The 15547-nt window shown below is 33.0% G+C and carries 18 protein-coding genes; 12 read left to right on the top strand and 6 right to left on the bottom strand.

What is annotated here, in order from left to right; genetic code table 11:
* Positions 1–10 precede the first annotated feature (10 nt).
* Together XO08_RS04265 and XO08_RS04260 are read right to left on the bottom strand one after the other, a co-directional pair.
* Positions 11–472: a YaaR family protein gene (locus tag XO08_RS04265; protein WP_075665798.1), complete on the bottom strand. Its 462-nt coding sequence runs from the start codon at positions 470–472 to the stop codon at positions 11–13.
* A gap of 106 nt (positions 473–578) precedes the next feature.
* Entirely contained in the window at positions 579–1388 is an 810-nt protein-coding gene (locus XO08_RS04260; RefSeq protein ID WP_077287376.1) for an Mrp/NBP35 family ATP-binding protein, read from the bottom strand.
* Positions 1389–1507: 119 nt separating this feature from the next.
* Between XO08_RS04260 and XO08_RS04255 the strand changes: the two genes are divergently transcribed.
* Positions 1508–1921, top strand: coding sequence for a hypothetical protein (locus XO08_RS04255; protein ID WP_075665797.1), 414 nt, complete (start codon positions 1508–1510; stop codon positions 1919–1921).
* Complete coding sequence (locus XO08_RS04250; protein WP_075665796.1) at positions 1905–3641, top strand: ABC-F family ATP-binding cassette domain-containing protein; 1737 nt, start codon at positions 1905–1907, stop codon at positions 3639–3641. Before XO08_RS04255 ends, XO08_RS04250 begins: the two co-directional genes overlap by 17 nt.
* On the opposite strand, the gene XO08_RS04245 is transcribed toward XO08_RS04250, so the two are convergent.
* On the bottom strand, positions 3616–4953 hold the full coding sequence (locus XO08_RS04245; protein ID WP_075665795.1) for an MATE family efflux transporter: 1338 nt from the start codon (positions 4951–4953) through the stop codon (positions 3616–3618). The two genes, XO08_RS04250 and XO08_RS04245, sit on opposite strands and share 26 nt — an antisense overlap.
* 108 nt (positions 4954–5061) lie before the next feature.
* On the opposite strand from XO08_RS04245, the gene XO08_RS04240 reads away from it, so the two are divergent.
* The 8 genes from XO08_RS04240 to XO08_RS09270 all read left to right on the top strand — a co-directional run bounded on the left by XO08_RS04240 (position 5062) and on the right by XO08_RS09270 (position 13078).
* The gene (locus XO08_RS04240) at positions 5062–5322 is read left to right on the top strand and encodes a metalloregulator ArsR/SmtB family transcription factor (RefSeq protein WP_075665794.1); all 261 of its coding nucleotides are present in this window, start codon (positions 5062–5064) and stop codon (positions 5320–5322) included.
* A gap of 72 nt (positions 5323–5394) precedes the next feature.
* Positions 5395–6474 carry a permease gene (locus tag XO08_RS04235; protein WP_077287374.1) on the top strand — a complete coding sequence of 360 codons (1080 nt, stop codon included), beginning with the start codon at positions 5395–5397 and terminating at the stop codon, positions 6472–6474.
* Positions 6475–6486: 12 nt separating this feature from the next.
* Positions 6487–6723 (top strand): thioredoxin family protein, encoded by a 237-nt coding sequence (locus tag XO08_RS04230; protein WP_075665792.1) that lies wholly within the window; start codon positions 6487–6489, stop codon positions 6721–6723.
* A complete protein-coding gene (gene sfsA / locus XO08_RS04225) occupies positions 6724–7386 on the top strand; it encodes a DNA/RNA nuclease SfsA (RefSeq protein WP_077287372.1) in 663 nt (220 codons plus the stop codon).
* Between the two features lie 56 nt (positions 7387–7442).
* Positions 7443–8786: a dihydrolipoyl dehydrogenase gene (gene lpdA / locus XO08_RS04220; RefSeq protein ID WP_077287370.1), complete on the top strand. Its 1344-nt coding sequence runs from the start codon at positions 7443–7445 to the stop codon at positions 8784–8786.
* 63 nt (positions 8787–8849) lie between these two features.
* On the top strand, positions 8850–10724 hold the full coding sequence (gene mnmG, locus XO08_RS04215) for a tRNA uridine-5-carboxymethylaminomethyl(34) synthesis enzyme MnmG (RefSeq protein WP_077287368.1): 1875 nt from the start codon (positions 8850–8852) through the stop codon (positions 10722–10724).
* A 4-nt stretch (positions 10725–10728) separates the two neighbouring features.
* Positions 10729–11592, top strand: a complete 864-nt coding sequence (locus XO08_RS04210) for a transporter substrate-binding domain-containing protein (RefSeq protein WP_075665788.1) — start codon at positions 10729–10731, stop codon at positions 11590–11592.
* Between the two features lie 103 nt (positions 11593–11695).
* Positions 11696–13078, top strand: a complete 1383-nt coding sequence (locus XO08_RS09270; RefSeq protein ID WP_143608992.1) for a GGDEF domain-containing protein — start codon at positions 11696–11698, stop codon at positions 13076–13078.
* 10 nt (positions 13079–13088) lie between these two features.
* On the opposite strand, the gene XO08_RS04200 is transcribed toward XO08_RS09270, so the two are convergent.
* The 3 genes from XO08_RS04200 to XO08_RS04190 all read right to left on the bottom strand — a co-directional run bounded on the left by XO08_RS04200 (position 13089) and on the right by XO08_RS04190 (position 13990).
* Entirely contained in the window at positions 13089–13454 is a 366-nt protein-coding gene (locus XO08_RS04200; protein WP_075665786.1) for a NifB/NifX family molybdenum-iron cluster-binding protein, read from the bottom strand.
* 67 nt (positions 13455–13521) lie between these two features.
* On the bottom strand, positions 13522–13752 hold the full coding sequence (locus tag XO08_RS04195; protein WP_075665785.1) for a DUF5320 family protein: 231 nt from the start codon (positions 13750–13752) through the stop codon (positions 13522–13524).
* A gap of 4 nt (positions 13753–13756) precedes the next feature.
* The gene (locus XO08_RS04190) at positions 13757–13990 is read right to left on the bottom strand and encodes a DUF5320 domain-containing protein (protein WP_075665784.1); all 234 of its coding nucleotides are present in this window, start codon (positions 13988–13990) and stop codon (positions 13757–13759) included.
* A 104-nt stretch (positions 13991–14094) separates the two neighbouring features.
* Here XO08_RS04190 and XO08_RS04185 point away from each other — a divergent pair, with 104 nt between their 5' ends.
* Both XO08_RS04185 and XO08_RS04180 read left to right on the top strand, forming a co-directional pair.
* Complete coding sequence (locus XO08_RS04185; protein ID WP_075665783.1) at positions 14095–15288, top strand: M48 family metallopeptidase; 1194 nt, start codon at positions 14095–14097, stop codon at positions 15286–15288.
* A 37-nt stretch (positions 15289–15325) separates the two neighbouring features.
* Positions 15326–15547: AAA family ATPase (locus tag XO08_RS04180; RefSeq protein ID WP_158074252.1), on the top strand; the 222-nt coding region annotated here is incomplete at its 3' end.

The raw sequence follows: 15547 nt of genomic DNA, 5'->3' as shown, positions 1-15547 counted from the left end.
TTTTTCCTCCTCATTTATACAAGTCTAATATTAAACCGTTTATTTCATCAACTTTGGCGGCAAAGTTGATGGTTCCACCTTCTGAAGTTATAAGCTTTTCAGCAAGGTTTTTTAGTTTTTCATCTATATCCTCTACAATTACGTGTAATCTCGGTGAATTAGTTGAATAATCCATCTTACCGGATAATTTGTACATTTTCTTTTCAATGAGTTTTAGAAATTTTTTAATTTTTTCCTTGTACTTTTTCAAAGTATCAGGTGTAGGGGATCTAATAAAATCATTTCCCGCATCCAATATTTCATTTACAATCTTTTCAAGTTCTACGTTTATCTTTTCTTCTTCTACATCCATTAATACATCGAAAAAGCCGGGAGTTTCGTTTGTGAAATTCACTTTTTTACCTTTTGAACCTTTTTTCTTTTTTATTTTTTCATTTTTTATTTTCGGGTCGCCTGTAGGTTCTATCCTCAAAATTACTCACCTCTAATTTTCGACTTTCCAGTTAAGAAAAAGGTTCTTCGTATGATTATATCATAAAACATTGAATTATGGAAAGAAAAACCCCCAGATTTGGGGGTTATTCTACTATCTGTGCAATTTTTTCCACTATTTTTCTAAATGCTTCTTCGACTTCTGTTTCCCTCATATACAGGGTTATAGGTTTTCCTTCGTCTGCAAGTTGAGCGGCTTTTGGATCAAGTGGTATTTGTCCCAAGAGTTCAACGTTGTATTCTTTTGCAATTATGTTCCCGCCGCCACTACCAAATATTTCTATTTTTTCGCCGCATTTTGGACATTTTACATAAGACATATTTTCAACTATACCTATGAGTTTTTTGTTCATAGAATGTACGAAATCAATTGCACGACGTACATCGTCTAACGCCACTTTTTGTGGGGTAGTTACCATTACTACACCATCTAAATCTGGGAGTGTTTGGAACAAACTTAATGCTTCGTCCCCAGTACCAGGTGGAAGGTCAAAGATTAAAAAGTCCAACTCTCCCCATTTTGTGTCACCCAAAAATTGCTTAATTGCAGAATGTTTAAGTGGACCTCTCCAAATAACTGCTTTGCCACTCTCAACAAGCATTCCTATTGAAAGTGCCTTTAAATTTGGTAAAATCTCTGCGGGAACAATTTCTTCTCCATCTACAGATGGATTTTTTTCACCAAGCATCCTTACAATATTTGGACCGTGCATGTCAAGGTCTAAAAGCCCTACTTTGTATCCACTTTCCGCTAGTGCAGTGGAAATATTCACTGCAACGGTTGTCTTTCCAACTCCACCCTTACCACTTAAGACCGCTATTTTGTGTTTTACTTTTGACATTTTTTCTTTTATCTTTGTATCGCCATTGTTTAGATTAAACTGTGGATTTGGCATTATATCACCTCCAAAATTTATCCACTTTAATTATATCACAGTAGAACTATTCAAATGTGAATAATTCTTGAATTTATCGTTGAGTTTGATGGTATAATGATACTTGGGAGGTGATTTATATGAAAAAATTTTTTTTGTATTTTTTTTCTTTTCTCACCCTAATCCCCTTTGTTGCGCCTATAATATTTTCATTTGTAGCGTTTTTTAGTGTAGGACATTTTCTTTACGATTATTTAATGCCCGTTGAATTAGTGATATTTACTTTGATTGGTGGGATTGGTACTATGTTTTTTGCCTTTAATCATCAAAGAAAGATGATAATAATATTTATAGGCATAGAACTTCTAACTATACTTTTTGCACAACTTTATTCAAAGTTCACGGGTCTTTCACAAGGGAGTACAAGTTTTACAGGTGTTCATGTATTTGTAATATCGATTTGTATTGTATTGTGGCACATATTCTCCATACTTGTTTCAATTGAGTCTTTTAAAGTAGTTATGGGAGGTAAAAAGGTTGATAGCGTTAAATAACGTCTCAATACACTTTCCTGGAAAAGAGCTTTTAAACAATGTAACGTTAAATATTGCAGATGGTGAAAGGGTTGCGTTAATTGGGAAAAACGGAAGTGGAAAAACAACCCTTTTAAAAGCAATAATTGGTGAATTTAAAGACTATGCAGGACAGATAAATACCACAGGTAAAGCGGTATACCTTGATCAATACCGAACATTTAACAGTAGGACACCATATGAGTATTATCTGGAGGTTGCAGATACCCCCGAAAAGCAACGACTTGTTAGGAGTATTCTAAAAGGTTTGGGGTTTGCAGAAGAAGATTGGCACAGGGATATTAACACATTTAGTGGAGGGGAAAAAACACGTCTTCACATTGGAAGAATTTTTCTAGAAGATGCAGATTTTATCCTCTTGGATGAACCTACGAATTTTTTGGATATACCAGGTATACACTTTTTAAAAAATCTTTTAAAGAATTTTCGTGGAGGATACATAATTATATCCCACGATAGAAGTTTTTTGAGAGATACCTGTGAAAGATTTTTGGAGATAAACAATTCAAAAATTTGGGACTTTAGGATGAATTTTGACAACTATTTGAGAGAAAGGGAAACTTTAATTTTAAATCAAAAACGCTCAATGAAAAACAAACAACGTGAAATAGAAAGGTTAAAAAAGATAATTGAAAGGTACAGGAAATGGGGAAGGGAAAAGTTTATAAAGCAGGCAAAAAGTAAAGAAAAAATGCTTCAAAGGATGTTAGGGGAATTACAATCTGAGGTAACATTTGAAGAAGATGTGGAAAAAGAAGTTTCCATACCAATCCCCGAACCATCTGGATATGTTGTTTTAAGTGTAGATAATTTAAAATTTTTGGATATTTTAGAAGATGTGTCATTTAAAGTATATACGGGGGAAAAGGTGGCAATTCTTGGGCCAAATGGCTCGGGAAAGAGCACCATTTTAAAATTGTTGGCTGGAAGGTTAAAAGGTGAAGGAGTGGTGGAATTTGGTCATAACGTAAAGGTGGAGTTTTTAGACCAGTTTGTGGAAAACTTGGATGAGGAAAACACAGTTTTTGAAGAGCTTTCCGATGAAATGTCATTTCAACCTGATTATATAATCAGGGCTTATGCGGGAAAATTTGGTTTTAAAGGTGAAGATGTGTTTAAGAATGTATTTGAATTAAGTGGAGGAGAAAGACAAATTCTTGCACTTGCAAAAGTACTATTAAAAAGACCAAATCTTTTAGTGTTAGATGAACCTACAAATCATATGGATTTAGAAACAGTTGAGGCACTTGAAAAGGCGTTGAAGGAGTATAAAGGAAGTCTTATTCTTGTGTCTCACGATGAGGAATTGATTAAAAATGTTTGTAGTAGATATTATATGATAAAAAATAGAAGACTTGTTGAGGTTTCATCTGATTTTGAAATTAGTGTAGAAAAAAAAGTGGAGAAAAAATCACCCAACTTTGAATATGAACAGAAGAAAAAGATAAAAAATCAATTAAAAAAGGCAAAAGAAGAAATAAAAAAACTAAGGGGCATGGAGGAAAAGCTTTTAAAAAAGCTTGAACTTGTGGAAATAGAGCTTTTTGGGGTAGGTGCAGACTATGTAAAAGCTATGGAATTAACGGAGAAGAAGGAGAGTTTAGAAAATGAAATAATGGAAATTTTGGAAAAAATAGAAACACTCGAGGAAGAAATTAAATATTTTCAACAACATTTCTAATCCACCTTTTACTTTTGTATCGTAATAAAAGTATTAGAAATTTTGCAAGTTCATCTGTCATTGTAAGGAGTAATACAATTGGAAAACTTAGTTTTAATACAAGTCCTCCAAATGCGGCAAGAGGAACACCTAAAAACCAAAGAGTGGAGGCCTCTACTGCAAAGGAAAACCTGGTATCTCCACCTGCGCGTAAGAATCCTACGACGTTTAATCCATTGAAAATTTTCACAGGGACAAATCCCATGGATATAGCCATGGCTATTATTACCAATCTTTTAACTTCTTGAGAGACGTTAAATAAGTTTACCGCGTATATGGTTAATATGTATGTGACAAGTGCCGAAATAATAGCTACTATTTCCGTGAGCGTTATTATTTTTTTTGATATTTTGTATGCGTCATTGTATTTTTTCGCACCTAGGTAATTTCCAACAATAACGGAAGCGGCATTTGCAAGGGAAAATGAAAAAGCCCAGGCAAATCCTTCAATTGTACCTACTATATTTCGTGCGGCAATTACTTTAGTGCTCATATGTGCGTATATAACAGAATACATGGTAAATCCCAAGGACCACGCAAATTCGTTTGCAACTGTGGGGAGTGTGTAGTGAAAAAATTTTTTTATAAAGCCTTTGTTCAAGAGTTTTATGTGAGTTATAGAAAACATACCTGGAAGATTCTTTATTTTTATTATTGCAATTAGAACTATCAAACCTACTAATCTTGATATAACAGTTGCGATAGATGCACCTATTACACCAAGCCTTGGAAAACCAAAATTACCGAATATAAGTATGTAATTAAAAAGTACGTTTGTAGATAATTCTACAATTGTTGTATACATAGGAATATGTGCTTTGTGTATGCTGCGAAGCATAAAAGAAAATACCATTGAAACGGCAAATATTGGAAATGAAATGGATAATATTTTTAAGTATTTTATCCCTAAATCGATTACCAGTGGATCAGGTGAAAAAAATGTCATAACAAATTTTGGGGAAAATAGTGTAAGTAGAAAGAATGGAATGGAAATAAAAAGAGAAGATATGGTGGTAAGTGCCGTTGATTTAGATAGCCCTTCTAGATCCCCTTTTCCCCAGAACTGCGCAAAAAATATGGCACCACCTGATACAAGTCCAAAAATCACTAAATTGTAAAAGAAGAAAAATTGATTTGCAAGTCCAACAGCAGCGATGGAGTTTTCGCCAAGTTTTCCTATCATCAACGTGTCTAAAAAGTTCACACTACTGAATAAAAATTGTTGTAGTGCAATGGGGATAGCAATTTTGAAGAGCTTTCTGTATATGTGCATATATTCCCTCCTTTTGTTTGTTAGGATTACTAACATTTTAGCAGAAAATTTTAACATTAAATTGACAAAAATAATAAGAGTTGGTTATAATAGACAAGAGGTGAAAAAATGGAAGAGTTGGTTAAAAAGGCAAATATCCTAAAGGCAATGGGACATCCCACAAGGTTGAAAATATTATATTTACTCAGCAAAAAAGAAATGTGTGTATGTGAGCTGCTTCCAAAACTAGGTGTTAATCAGCCAAACCTTTCACAACACTTAGCACTCCTTAGAAATTTAGGGATTGTAAAGGACGAAAGAAAAGGAAATACAGTTTATTATTCCCTTAAAGATGAGTTTGTAAAAAAAGTTATACAGCTTGTAGATTAATTTTTTTGTTGACTATATTAGAATTTTCTTATATACTAATTTGTGAAATTATCATCAAAGGAGGTGGGTTTTGTGAAAGAATTTTTGGTGATATTGGGAATATTTTTAATTTTCTATTTTGTACCTTTTAATTTGGATGTAGTGAAAGATAGTTTGTTGAATGGTTTTTTTATGCTCCATGAATATGCAAGGGAGCATGTACTTTTATGTCTTGTTCCTGCGTTTTTTATTGCAGGTGCAATTTCTGTTATGCTTAACAAAGGTGCAATATTAAAACTTTTAGGACCAAAGGCAAAAAAGATAGTTTCATATCCTGTTGCGGCTATATCTGGAGGTATTTTAGCCGTGTGCTCTTGTACCATACTTCCACTTTTTGGTGGTATTTACAAGAAAGGAGCGGGAATAGGTCCTGCTACAACGTTTTTATTTAGCGGACCTGCGATAAATATTGCGGCTATATTTTTAACTGCAAAGGTTTTAGGTTGGGATTTGGGATTTGCAAGGCTTGTTTCTACTATCACCGCGGCAATTTTCATAGGACTTATTATGGAATTTATTTATCAAGAAAAGGGAGAAGGAGGTTTGGTAGTTGATGATGGGAAAAATTTTGGTAGAAAGCAACTAGTTTTTTTTCTACTTTTGCTTTCTTTTCTAATTGTTAGTGGTTTGAAGATAAGATTTAAGTATTATGTATTATTTGGAATTTTCCTTTCCATAACTTTTATGGTACTCTTTTTGTTTGAGAGAGAAGAAATAAAAGCTTGGTTACTGGAAACATGGGATTTTACAAAGAAAATTTTACCTTATTTATTTTTTGGTGTCTTTCTTGCGGGGATATTGACAAAACTTCTTCCACAAGAGGTAGTTACAAAACTTCTTGGAAGTAACGGCATTTTTTCAAACCTTTTGGCATCGGTTATAGGTATGTTTATGTACTTTGCAACACTTACCGAAGTACCTATTGTGCAGGCTTTATTAAAACTAGGTATGGCAAAAGGTCCAACACTTGCATTGCTAATGGCGGGTAATTCCTTGAGTTTACCCAGTATGATAGTTATTACAAAGCTATTTGGAAGGAAAAAGGCATTTACGTATTTTATGCTTGTTATTGTTTTTTCAACTATGTTTGGGATGATTTACGGACATATTTAAAGGAGGGATAATATGAAAATAGAAATTTTTGGAAGTGGATGTCCAAAGTGTAAACAAACGGAGAAGGTTGTAAAAATGGTTGTTAATGAAAAGGGACTTGACGCAGTTGTTGAAAAGGTGCAAGATATAAACGAAATTGTATCAAGAGGAATCTTTGCAACGCCTGCTGTTGCAATAGATGGAAAGATTGTTATTTCTGGAAAAGTTCCCACAGTGGATGAAGTAAGGGAATTTTTAAAGGGGGATTAGGTGAGAATTTATAAAATTGATGGAACAGAACCTGCGGTTTTTTTGAAAAGGGTAAATAAATTTGTAGGTGTGGTGCACTTACAGAAAGAAGAATATGTACATATCCATGATCCAGGTAGATTGAAAGAATTATTATACGAAAAAAATAAAGTGTTAATTAAGATGGAAGATAAAAAGGGGAGGAAAACAAAGTACGATTTAATTGCTGCGTGGAGCGGGAAGGAATTTGTACTTTTAAACTCCAAGTATCATCGATATATAGCAGAGAAGATTTTAAGAAAAAAGTATAAAATAGTAAAGCCAGAGGTAAAAGTGGGTAATAGCAGAATAGATTTTTTTGTTGATGGTAATAAATTTATAGAGGTAAAAGGTTGTACGCTGTCAAAAGATGGCGTGGCAATGTTTCCAGATGCCCCTACTAAAAGGGGTATTCGTCATATAGAAGAATTAATTATGTTAAAGAAAATGGGATATTGTGCGGAAATATACTTTTTAGTTTTTTCAGATGCAAAATATTTTTCACCAAACTACAAAGTTGATCCTGTATTTTCAAAGAGGTTAAAAGAGGCTCATAGAGCAGGTGTTGAAATAGTTCCGTTATTGTTTTCCTTTAAGGATGGATGGGTGATATTTAAAAAAGAAATTCCTTTAAAGTTTGATTGACTCTTTTTTTTAAAAATATATAATTTAGTTGAAGACCTTTTAAGGGAGGGGAGAGTATGTATGATGTGGTAATTTTAGGAGGGGGACCAGGGGGATATGTAGCGGCAATCAGGCTTTCACAGCTTGGAAAGAAAGTAGCGGTTGTAGAAAAGGAAGAATTGGGAGGTACTTGTACAAACAAAGGATGTATTCCCACAAAGGCCATGCTTACAAGTGCGCATTTGTATAGAGACATAAGGGAAAAAGCCAAAAAGTTTGGTATAAAGGTGGAAGGTGTAAGTTTTGAACTTTCTTCTATAATGAAACATATGCAAAAGTCTGTAACTATGTCAAGGAAAGGTATAGAGTTTTTGATGAAAAAGAATAAAATAGATGTATTTAAAGATGAAGGTGTGTTAAAAGGTAATGAGACGGTGCTTTTAAAAAAGAGTGGGGAGGAAATTAAGGGAAGACATTTAATCCTTGCTCAAGGTTCTGTTCCTGTGATCTTTCCACCATTTGATGGCGTACCTGGAATTTGGACTAGTGATGATGTATTTAAAATGGATAAACTTCCAGAGAGTATATTGATAATAGGTGGAGGAGTTATTGGAATTGAATTTGCAACGTTTTTTTCCACATTTGATGTAGATGTGACAATTGTAGAACTTGCAGAGCATATTTTACCATTTGAAGATATTGATGTAGCAGAGGAGATAAAGAAGGAGTTGAAAAAGAAAAAAGTTAAGGTGATAGAAGGAGAAAAAGTTGAAGAGGTAATAAAGGGAGAAAAGGGCTATGTGGTGAAGTTGAAAGATAAAGAATTTGAAGTGGAAAAGGTATTACTTGCAGTTGGTAGAAGACCAAATATTACAGAAGATGTGATCAATTTAGGAATAAATGTAGATAAAGGAATAGTTACAGATAACCATATGAGAACTAATATTGAAAATATTTATGCAATTGGAGATATAAGGGGGCAGATAATGCTTGCTCACGTTGCCATGTACGAAGGAATAGTTGCGGCACACAATATTGCGGGAGAGAAAAAGGAAATGGATTACTCTGCAGTACCCTCTATTATCTTTTCAAATCCTGAGATTGCGTCAGTTGGTATAAAGGAAGGGGATGTGAATAAGGAAAGTATAAATGTTTGGAAATTTCCCGTTTCTGCAAATGGAAGGGCAAGAACTATGGAAGAAAAAGTGGGATTTGCAAAGGTTATCGAAGATAAAAAGACGGGAAAGGTATTGGGAGTAACAATTGTTTCACCTAGTGCAACGGATATGATAATGGAAGGAGTTTTAGCGGTAAGATACAAAATGACCGCACATCAAGTGGCAGAGGCCATACATCCCCATCCCACGTTGACAGAAACACTACTAGGTGCATTTGAAGGAAAATGGTCGATTCACATATAATTCTGGGGAATATCCCCAGAATTTTTTTGTGGTATAATTTATTAAAAATTAAGGAGGCTTGATATGTTTTTTGAAAGGCCAAAAGATGATAGGGAATTTGAGGTTATAGTGGTTGGTGCAGGACACGCAGGTATTGAGGCAGCGCTTGCACCTGCAAGACTTGGTCTTAGAACGCTTATTTTAACAACTAATCTTGATAGTGTGGGATGGGCTCCTTGTAATCCCGCAATTGGTGGGCCTGCTAAGGGAATTGTGGTAAGGGAAATAGATGTTTTGGGTGGAGAAATGGCAAAGACCACAGATGAGACCATGATAAATGTAAGGATGCTAAATACGGGAAAAGGCCCCGCGGTAAGGGCATTGCGAGCCCAAATAGATAAATATTCCTACTCTCAAACTATGAAAAATAAGTTGCAAACTCAAGAAAATTTGGTTTTAAGATTTGGAGTTGTAGAAGAAATATTGGTGGAAAATGGGAAGGTAAAAGGTGTTGTAGATTCATTTGGAATAGATTATTATGCAAAGGCTGTGATTATTACCACAGGTACTTTCCTCCGTGGAAAGATATTTATAGGAAGAGACACTATGGAAGCTGGTAGAATGGGAGATTTACCCGCAAAGGGTCTTAGTAAAAGTTTAAAATCTTTGGGGTTTAACCTTTCAAGATTTAAAACGGGTACCCCTGCGAGAGTCTTAAAAAGTAGTATAGATTTTTCAAAGATGGTAAGACAAGATACAGACGATGAGCCGCGCGCTTTTTCGTACTTTAGTGAGCCCAAAATACTTTCCAAAACACATCCTTGCTGGTTAACACATACAAACGAGAAAACGCATAAGATAATAAGGGATTATCTTGTGTACTCTCCATTGTATGGGGATGTAAAACTTATACAAAGTGTGGGGCCAAGGTATTGTCCTTCTATCGAGGATAAAGTAGTAAAGTTTAACAGAGATTCACATCAGGTGTTTGTCGAACCAGAGGGAAAAGATTCCCAAGAGTATTATTTAAACGGTTTATCTACAAGCTTGCCGTATGCTGCACAGATAAAAATGCTAAGGACAATACCTGGTCTTGAAAATGTGGTGATAGTAAGACCTGCGTATGCAATAGAATATGACTATATTGATCCATTGCAGTTGTATCAAACACTTGAGTCAAAATTGGTTGAAGGATTGTACTTTGCAGGGCAGATAAACGGTACAAGTGGATACGAAGAGGCAGCTGGTCAAGGATTAATTGCAGGAATAAATGCCGCAATGAAGATTTTAGGTGAAAGACCACTTATTTTAAAACGCTTTGAAAGTTATATAGGGATTTTAATAGATGATTTAACTACCAAAGGGGTAGATGAACCGTATAGACTTCTTACTTCACGAGCAGAGTATAGGCTTCTTTTAAGACATGATAATGCGCATTTAAGACTTACAAAGTATGGGTATAGGGTGGGACTTATACCAAAATGGTTTTACGAAAAAGTTTTGAGTCTGGAAAAAAGTTTAAATGCACAAATTGAAAGGTTGAGAAATGTAAAAGTACCAAAATCAGATAGGGTGAACGATCTTTTGAAAAATTTGGGTACAACACCACTTAAAGAGGGGACAAAGCTTTATAATCTATTAAAAAGACCAGAAATTAGATACGTAGATATAAAGGAATTAGACGATGAAAAAATAGAAAACAAAGAACTTTTGGAGCAGATAGAAATTTATATAAAGTATGAAGGATACATAGAAAAGATGTTGGAAGAGGTAAAGGTTTTTGAAGAATATGAATCCTTTGATATATCAAATATAAATTTTGATAAGGTTCCAAATCTTTCCACAGAGGCACGTGAAAAGTTGAAAAAAGTTTTGCCGCGTTCAATAGGTCAGGCAATGAGAATTCCCGGTGTTACACCTGCAGATATAGCAAATATAATAAGCTATATTGAGAGGTGAAAAAATGAAGAGGATTATCTTTGTTTTTTTGTTATTCTCCGTTATGTTATTTTCAAGAACTTTTATGGAAATTTTAGATTCAAGGGAAATTTTAATTGCAACGAGGAATATTCCAAGTGAAACTATATATTTTCCGGGAAATGAAAAGTATCCTGGATTTTGCTATGAACTTGCAAGTGGGTTTGCAAAATATCTGGGGATTTCTCCAAAAATTTATGTTGTGGAAAAATTTAGTGAATATTTTTCTCCAAATTTTTTTGAAAAAGTGGATATGATAGCAGATATATTAACTGTGACTCCTGAAAGAAAAAAGCTAATGATTATGATCCCTTTCGTTAAAAATAACGAAATATTTATCTCAAGAGAGGATATAAAAGCAACTTCTTTAAAGGATTTTAAAGGAAAAAGGGTAATAACATATGAGGATTTTGCATATTACAAGACTCTTTTGAATTTGCTTGAAGAAAATAATATAGATTACGTTATCAATAAGGTAATATATGAAAATAATAAACTTAAATTTATTACGCACAATCCCGTGGATAAAGATAAAGTTGAAATATTGCTTGTTCCAAAGGGATATAGATATTCGCCGTATTTTGTAATTATTCAACTTTTAGAGAATAACGCGGATATATCCATTTTTGACTCTTTATCTTTTGTTCAAAAGTATTTTAAGGCACAGTTTCTGAGAAATGAAGTAAAGCCACTTTTTTCAGCGTCTAGAGGTTTTCTTGCTTTTGGTTTTAAGGATAAACTTTTAGCAAGGGAATTTAAAAAATACCTTGAAAGTACAGACTTTAACGCGTTGTTTTTTAAGTATTTTGGCATCCACTATGAAGATTATCTAGAGATGATAGGTGATTAAATTGAAGTTAAAGACAAAGTTTTTTAGAACTTTTTTAATTTTTAACATTTTACTTTTATTTTCTTTATTTACTTTCTTTTTTATTACTTTTTTTCTGAGGGGATTGTCCGTTGAAAAGGAAAATTTAGATCTTTTTGCAAGAAGATTTGCAAATTGTGGGTTTATGGGGGCAATTAAAAATTATCAAACTGTAATTTCCCCTATTTTAGATGGAAATGATGTGCATCTTATTTTTGTAAAAAATAGGTTGCTCCAAGGTTTTGTTTACGCAAAATTGGGAGAGTACATTGATAGTGTATTGGTAAAGTTTCCCTTTGTAAAAGCACTAGCTATTGAGAAAGAAGGAGAAATTGTTTATTTTAAAGGGCATTTTAATATTAACGAAAGGATTTCTATAAATGATGGAAGGTTATATTTAGTCTATAAAAGTTCAAGTGTGGGTGTAAATCTTTATTCACTTTTGGATTTTACGGGTATTTTTTCAAGCTTTGTAAAAAAAGAAAGATATGAAGGACAAAGTTTTGCCATTTTTTACAATGGAACATATTATTTGTATAGCAATGGTAATATTAAAAAGGTAAAAGATTTGAAAGACTTTGCAAAATCCAGTGAAGAAAAAGTATTCGATTTTGTCTTTTACGTTGTAAAACCAAAATCAAAATTGTATGAACCATTACGGAAAACTATAGTTTTGATGTTTGGATTTTTACTTATCTTTATTTTGATTTCCTCTTTTGTTTCTAGGTATTTGGCAGATAAAATAACGTATTCTATTAGAAAAGTGAGTGAAAATCTAGAGAATTTTAGAAGAAAAGAATTTAAAAAGATAGACATTAATGATGATTTTGAAGATGAGATAAAGGTGTTTATAAAAAAATACAACCAGATTACAGAAGATTTGGAAAGATATGTAGAAAACACTGAAAGGATAATAGAAGAAAAAACAAAGGAAATAAAGAAAAAGAATAGTAAACTCAGAGAACTCTCCATAAGAGATGAACTTACAGGATTGTACAATAGAAGGTTTTTTAATGAAGTTTTTCCAGAAGATTATAATTTTGCACTAAGGGAAAATATGTATTTAAATTTTGCCATAATGGATTTGGATGATTTTAAGAAGATAAACGATACATATGGTCATCAGGCGGGTGATGAATGTTTAAGAGTGTTTTCAAGTGTATTAAGAAAACATTTTCATCGTAAGTCTGATAAACTTTTTAGATATGGTGGAGAGGAATTTGTAGTTTACTACATTTCAAAAGAAAAAACAGACTTTTTGAGTTTGCTTGAAAAATTTAGGATGGATTTAGAAAATACGCATATATTATATGAGGAAAATACGCTGTTAATTACAGTAAGTATTGGAGCGGTTTCAGAATTACCAAAAAATACAAAGTATCAGAATATAATATCAGAGGCAGATGAAAATCTTTACATGGCAAAGAGACTGGGAAAAAATAGAGTGTATTTTAAAAAGTGCACCTAAATAAGGTGCACTAGTGCTCGTGGAATTTTTCTTTTACCTTATATTCCATATCTTTAATATGACCTGATATGAATGAAGTGACAATTTCTTTGATGCTACCAGATGCACCTCTAATAACCTTGATACCGTATTGCTCAAAAAAACTAATAGCACGTGCTCCTATACCGCGAACTATTAAAACTTTTGCACCGTTTTTGTGAATGTATTCAGGGATCATGCCTGGGCCATGTTCTTCATATGGATTTTTCTCGATCTTTATTTCTTCTATCTTGTTTTCATTTACTTTGATAAAGGCAAAATAAGGTGCATGCCCAAAGTGTTCTGAAATTATGGAGTCTTCTCCTTTATTTTCAATTACTGGTATGGCAATTAGCATACTTTTCCCCCTTTAATGTTTTTTCTCATTTTTATTATAACATATCCCCACACTTAAGTGTGGGGATTTACCAAATTCTGTTAAAACCTCTTCTATATCCGAAATTATTTTTCCATCCAAAGCTTCTTCTGCTAAAACCATACCCTCTTCCACGTCCAAAGCCATATCCTCTTCCATATCCAAAACCTCTTCCATAACCATACATATATCCATTCGCTGTAGCTCTTAAGGTGCAATTTCCCCTTCTCCAACCAATTGGTCCTGTTCCAAATGGGCCCGTTCCATCAAAACCAGGCATGCTTTCACCTCCCTGAATCTAGTTCTTGCAATCTTTTTTCAACGTATTCTAATTCACTTCTTAAATAGTCTCTGTAATCTAAAAGCATTTCTCTTTCATCACGTATGTACATTTCTTCATCTTCCCATCCTCTTCCAAAACCATACCCTCTGCCGTATCCAAAACCTCTACCATACCCTCTTCCATATCCAAATCCTCTACCATAGCCTCTTCCAAAACCTCTGCCAAACCCTCTCATACTTTCACCTCCAAATGTTGTTCTTCTTTCATTATTGATTATATATCATTAGTATAAATTTGTCAATAATTTGTATGATATAATTTGTACGGAGGTGGGATTGAATGAAATTTATTTTGCTTGTTGTAATTTTACAAGTGTTGTGGGAGATAATACTTGAAATTTCCAATGTTTTGTATTCTAAGAAACACACAGATATACCAGATGTTTTAAAGGATAAAATTTCCCAGGAGCATATAAGGCAATCTTTGAGTTATTTAGTGGATAAGGCAAAGGTGAAGATTGCTTCAGATATTGTTAATTTGTTTGTTTTGTTGGTATTTATTTTATATGGTTTTCCATATTTAGAAAAATTAGTTTCTAGTGTGTCTAATTTTCTTATATTACAAGGGATGTTGTTTTTTGGAATATATTGGCTAATAACCTTAATTGTGGGTATACCCATTAATTTTTATTTGAATTTTGTTGTAGAGAAAAAATACGGATTTAATACCATGACCTATAGAACATTTTTTTTGGATGTGCTAAAAAACGCATTGATAACTGTTATCTTTTTTGTTCCTCTTATATATTTAATTATTTACGTAATAAGTGTAGATAACAATTGGTGGTGGAAAGTTTCTTTGATTTTTATTGCATTTCAATCCTTTGTTTTGTTTTTATACCCTCTTGTAATTATTCCCCTTTTTAACAAGTTAACTCCTTTAGAAGATAAAGAATTGAAAGATAAGATTAGAAAACTTTCAACTAAGATAAAAGATGTATATGTAATGGATGCATCAAAAAGAACAAAAAAGCAAAATGCATTTTTAACGGGTATTGGAAAATCGAAAAGATTAGTACTTTTCGATACACTTCTCGAATATCCAAAAGAGGAAATTCTTGCGATAGTTGCACATGAACTTGGACATTACGAAAAAAGACACATTCCAAAACTTCTGGTCATTTCTTCTGTATTTTACACTTTTATTTTTTATATAACAAATGTAGTTTATACTTATGTGCTAAATTACGTTGATAAACCGTATACAGCTTTTATCTATGCTTTTATATTTGTTTCTCATTTAATGTTTTTTGTAATGCCATTTATAAATAAAATACAAAGAAAATTCGAATTTGAGGCAGATGAGTATTCCGTTGAAAAGTTAAAAACATCAAAATATTTAACATCTGCGTTAAAAAGACTTATGAAGGAAAATTTGATAAATTTAAATCCTTGGCCTTTGTACAAAGTTTGGTATTATAACCACCCTTCTGTTGATGAAAGGATAAAGTATTGTGCAAATAGATATTTATAAAGGTTAATTCCCTATAGTCAAATAGGTGGTGGAAGATATGAAAAGATTACCGATAGGGATACAAAGTTTTGTAGTAGTAAGAGAAGAAAAATACGCATATGTAGATAAAACAGGATATATAAAAAAACTGGTAGAAGATGGGAAATATTTTTTTCTATCGCGTCCAAGAAGATTTGGAAAAAGCTTATTTTTAGATACACTAAGGCAAGCATTTCTTGGAAAAAAGGAACTATTTAAAGGGTTATACCTTGAGAACAAT

It is taken from the genome of Thermosipho sp. 1074 (genome assembly GCF_001999655.1).
In the GTDB taxonomy this organism is placed as follows: Bacteria; Thermotogota; Thermotogae; order Thermotogales; family Fervidobacteriaceae; genus Thermosipho; species Thermosipho affectus.
Note: the sequence above shows the minus strand (reverse complement) of the source record. Positions and strands in the feature narration are given on the sequence as shown.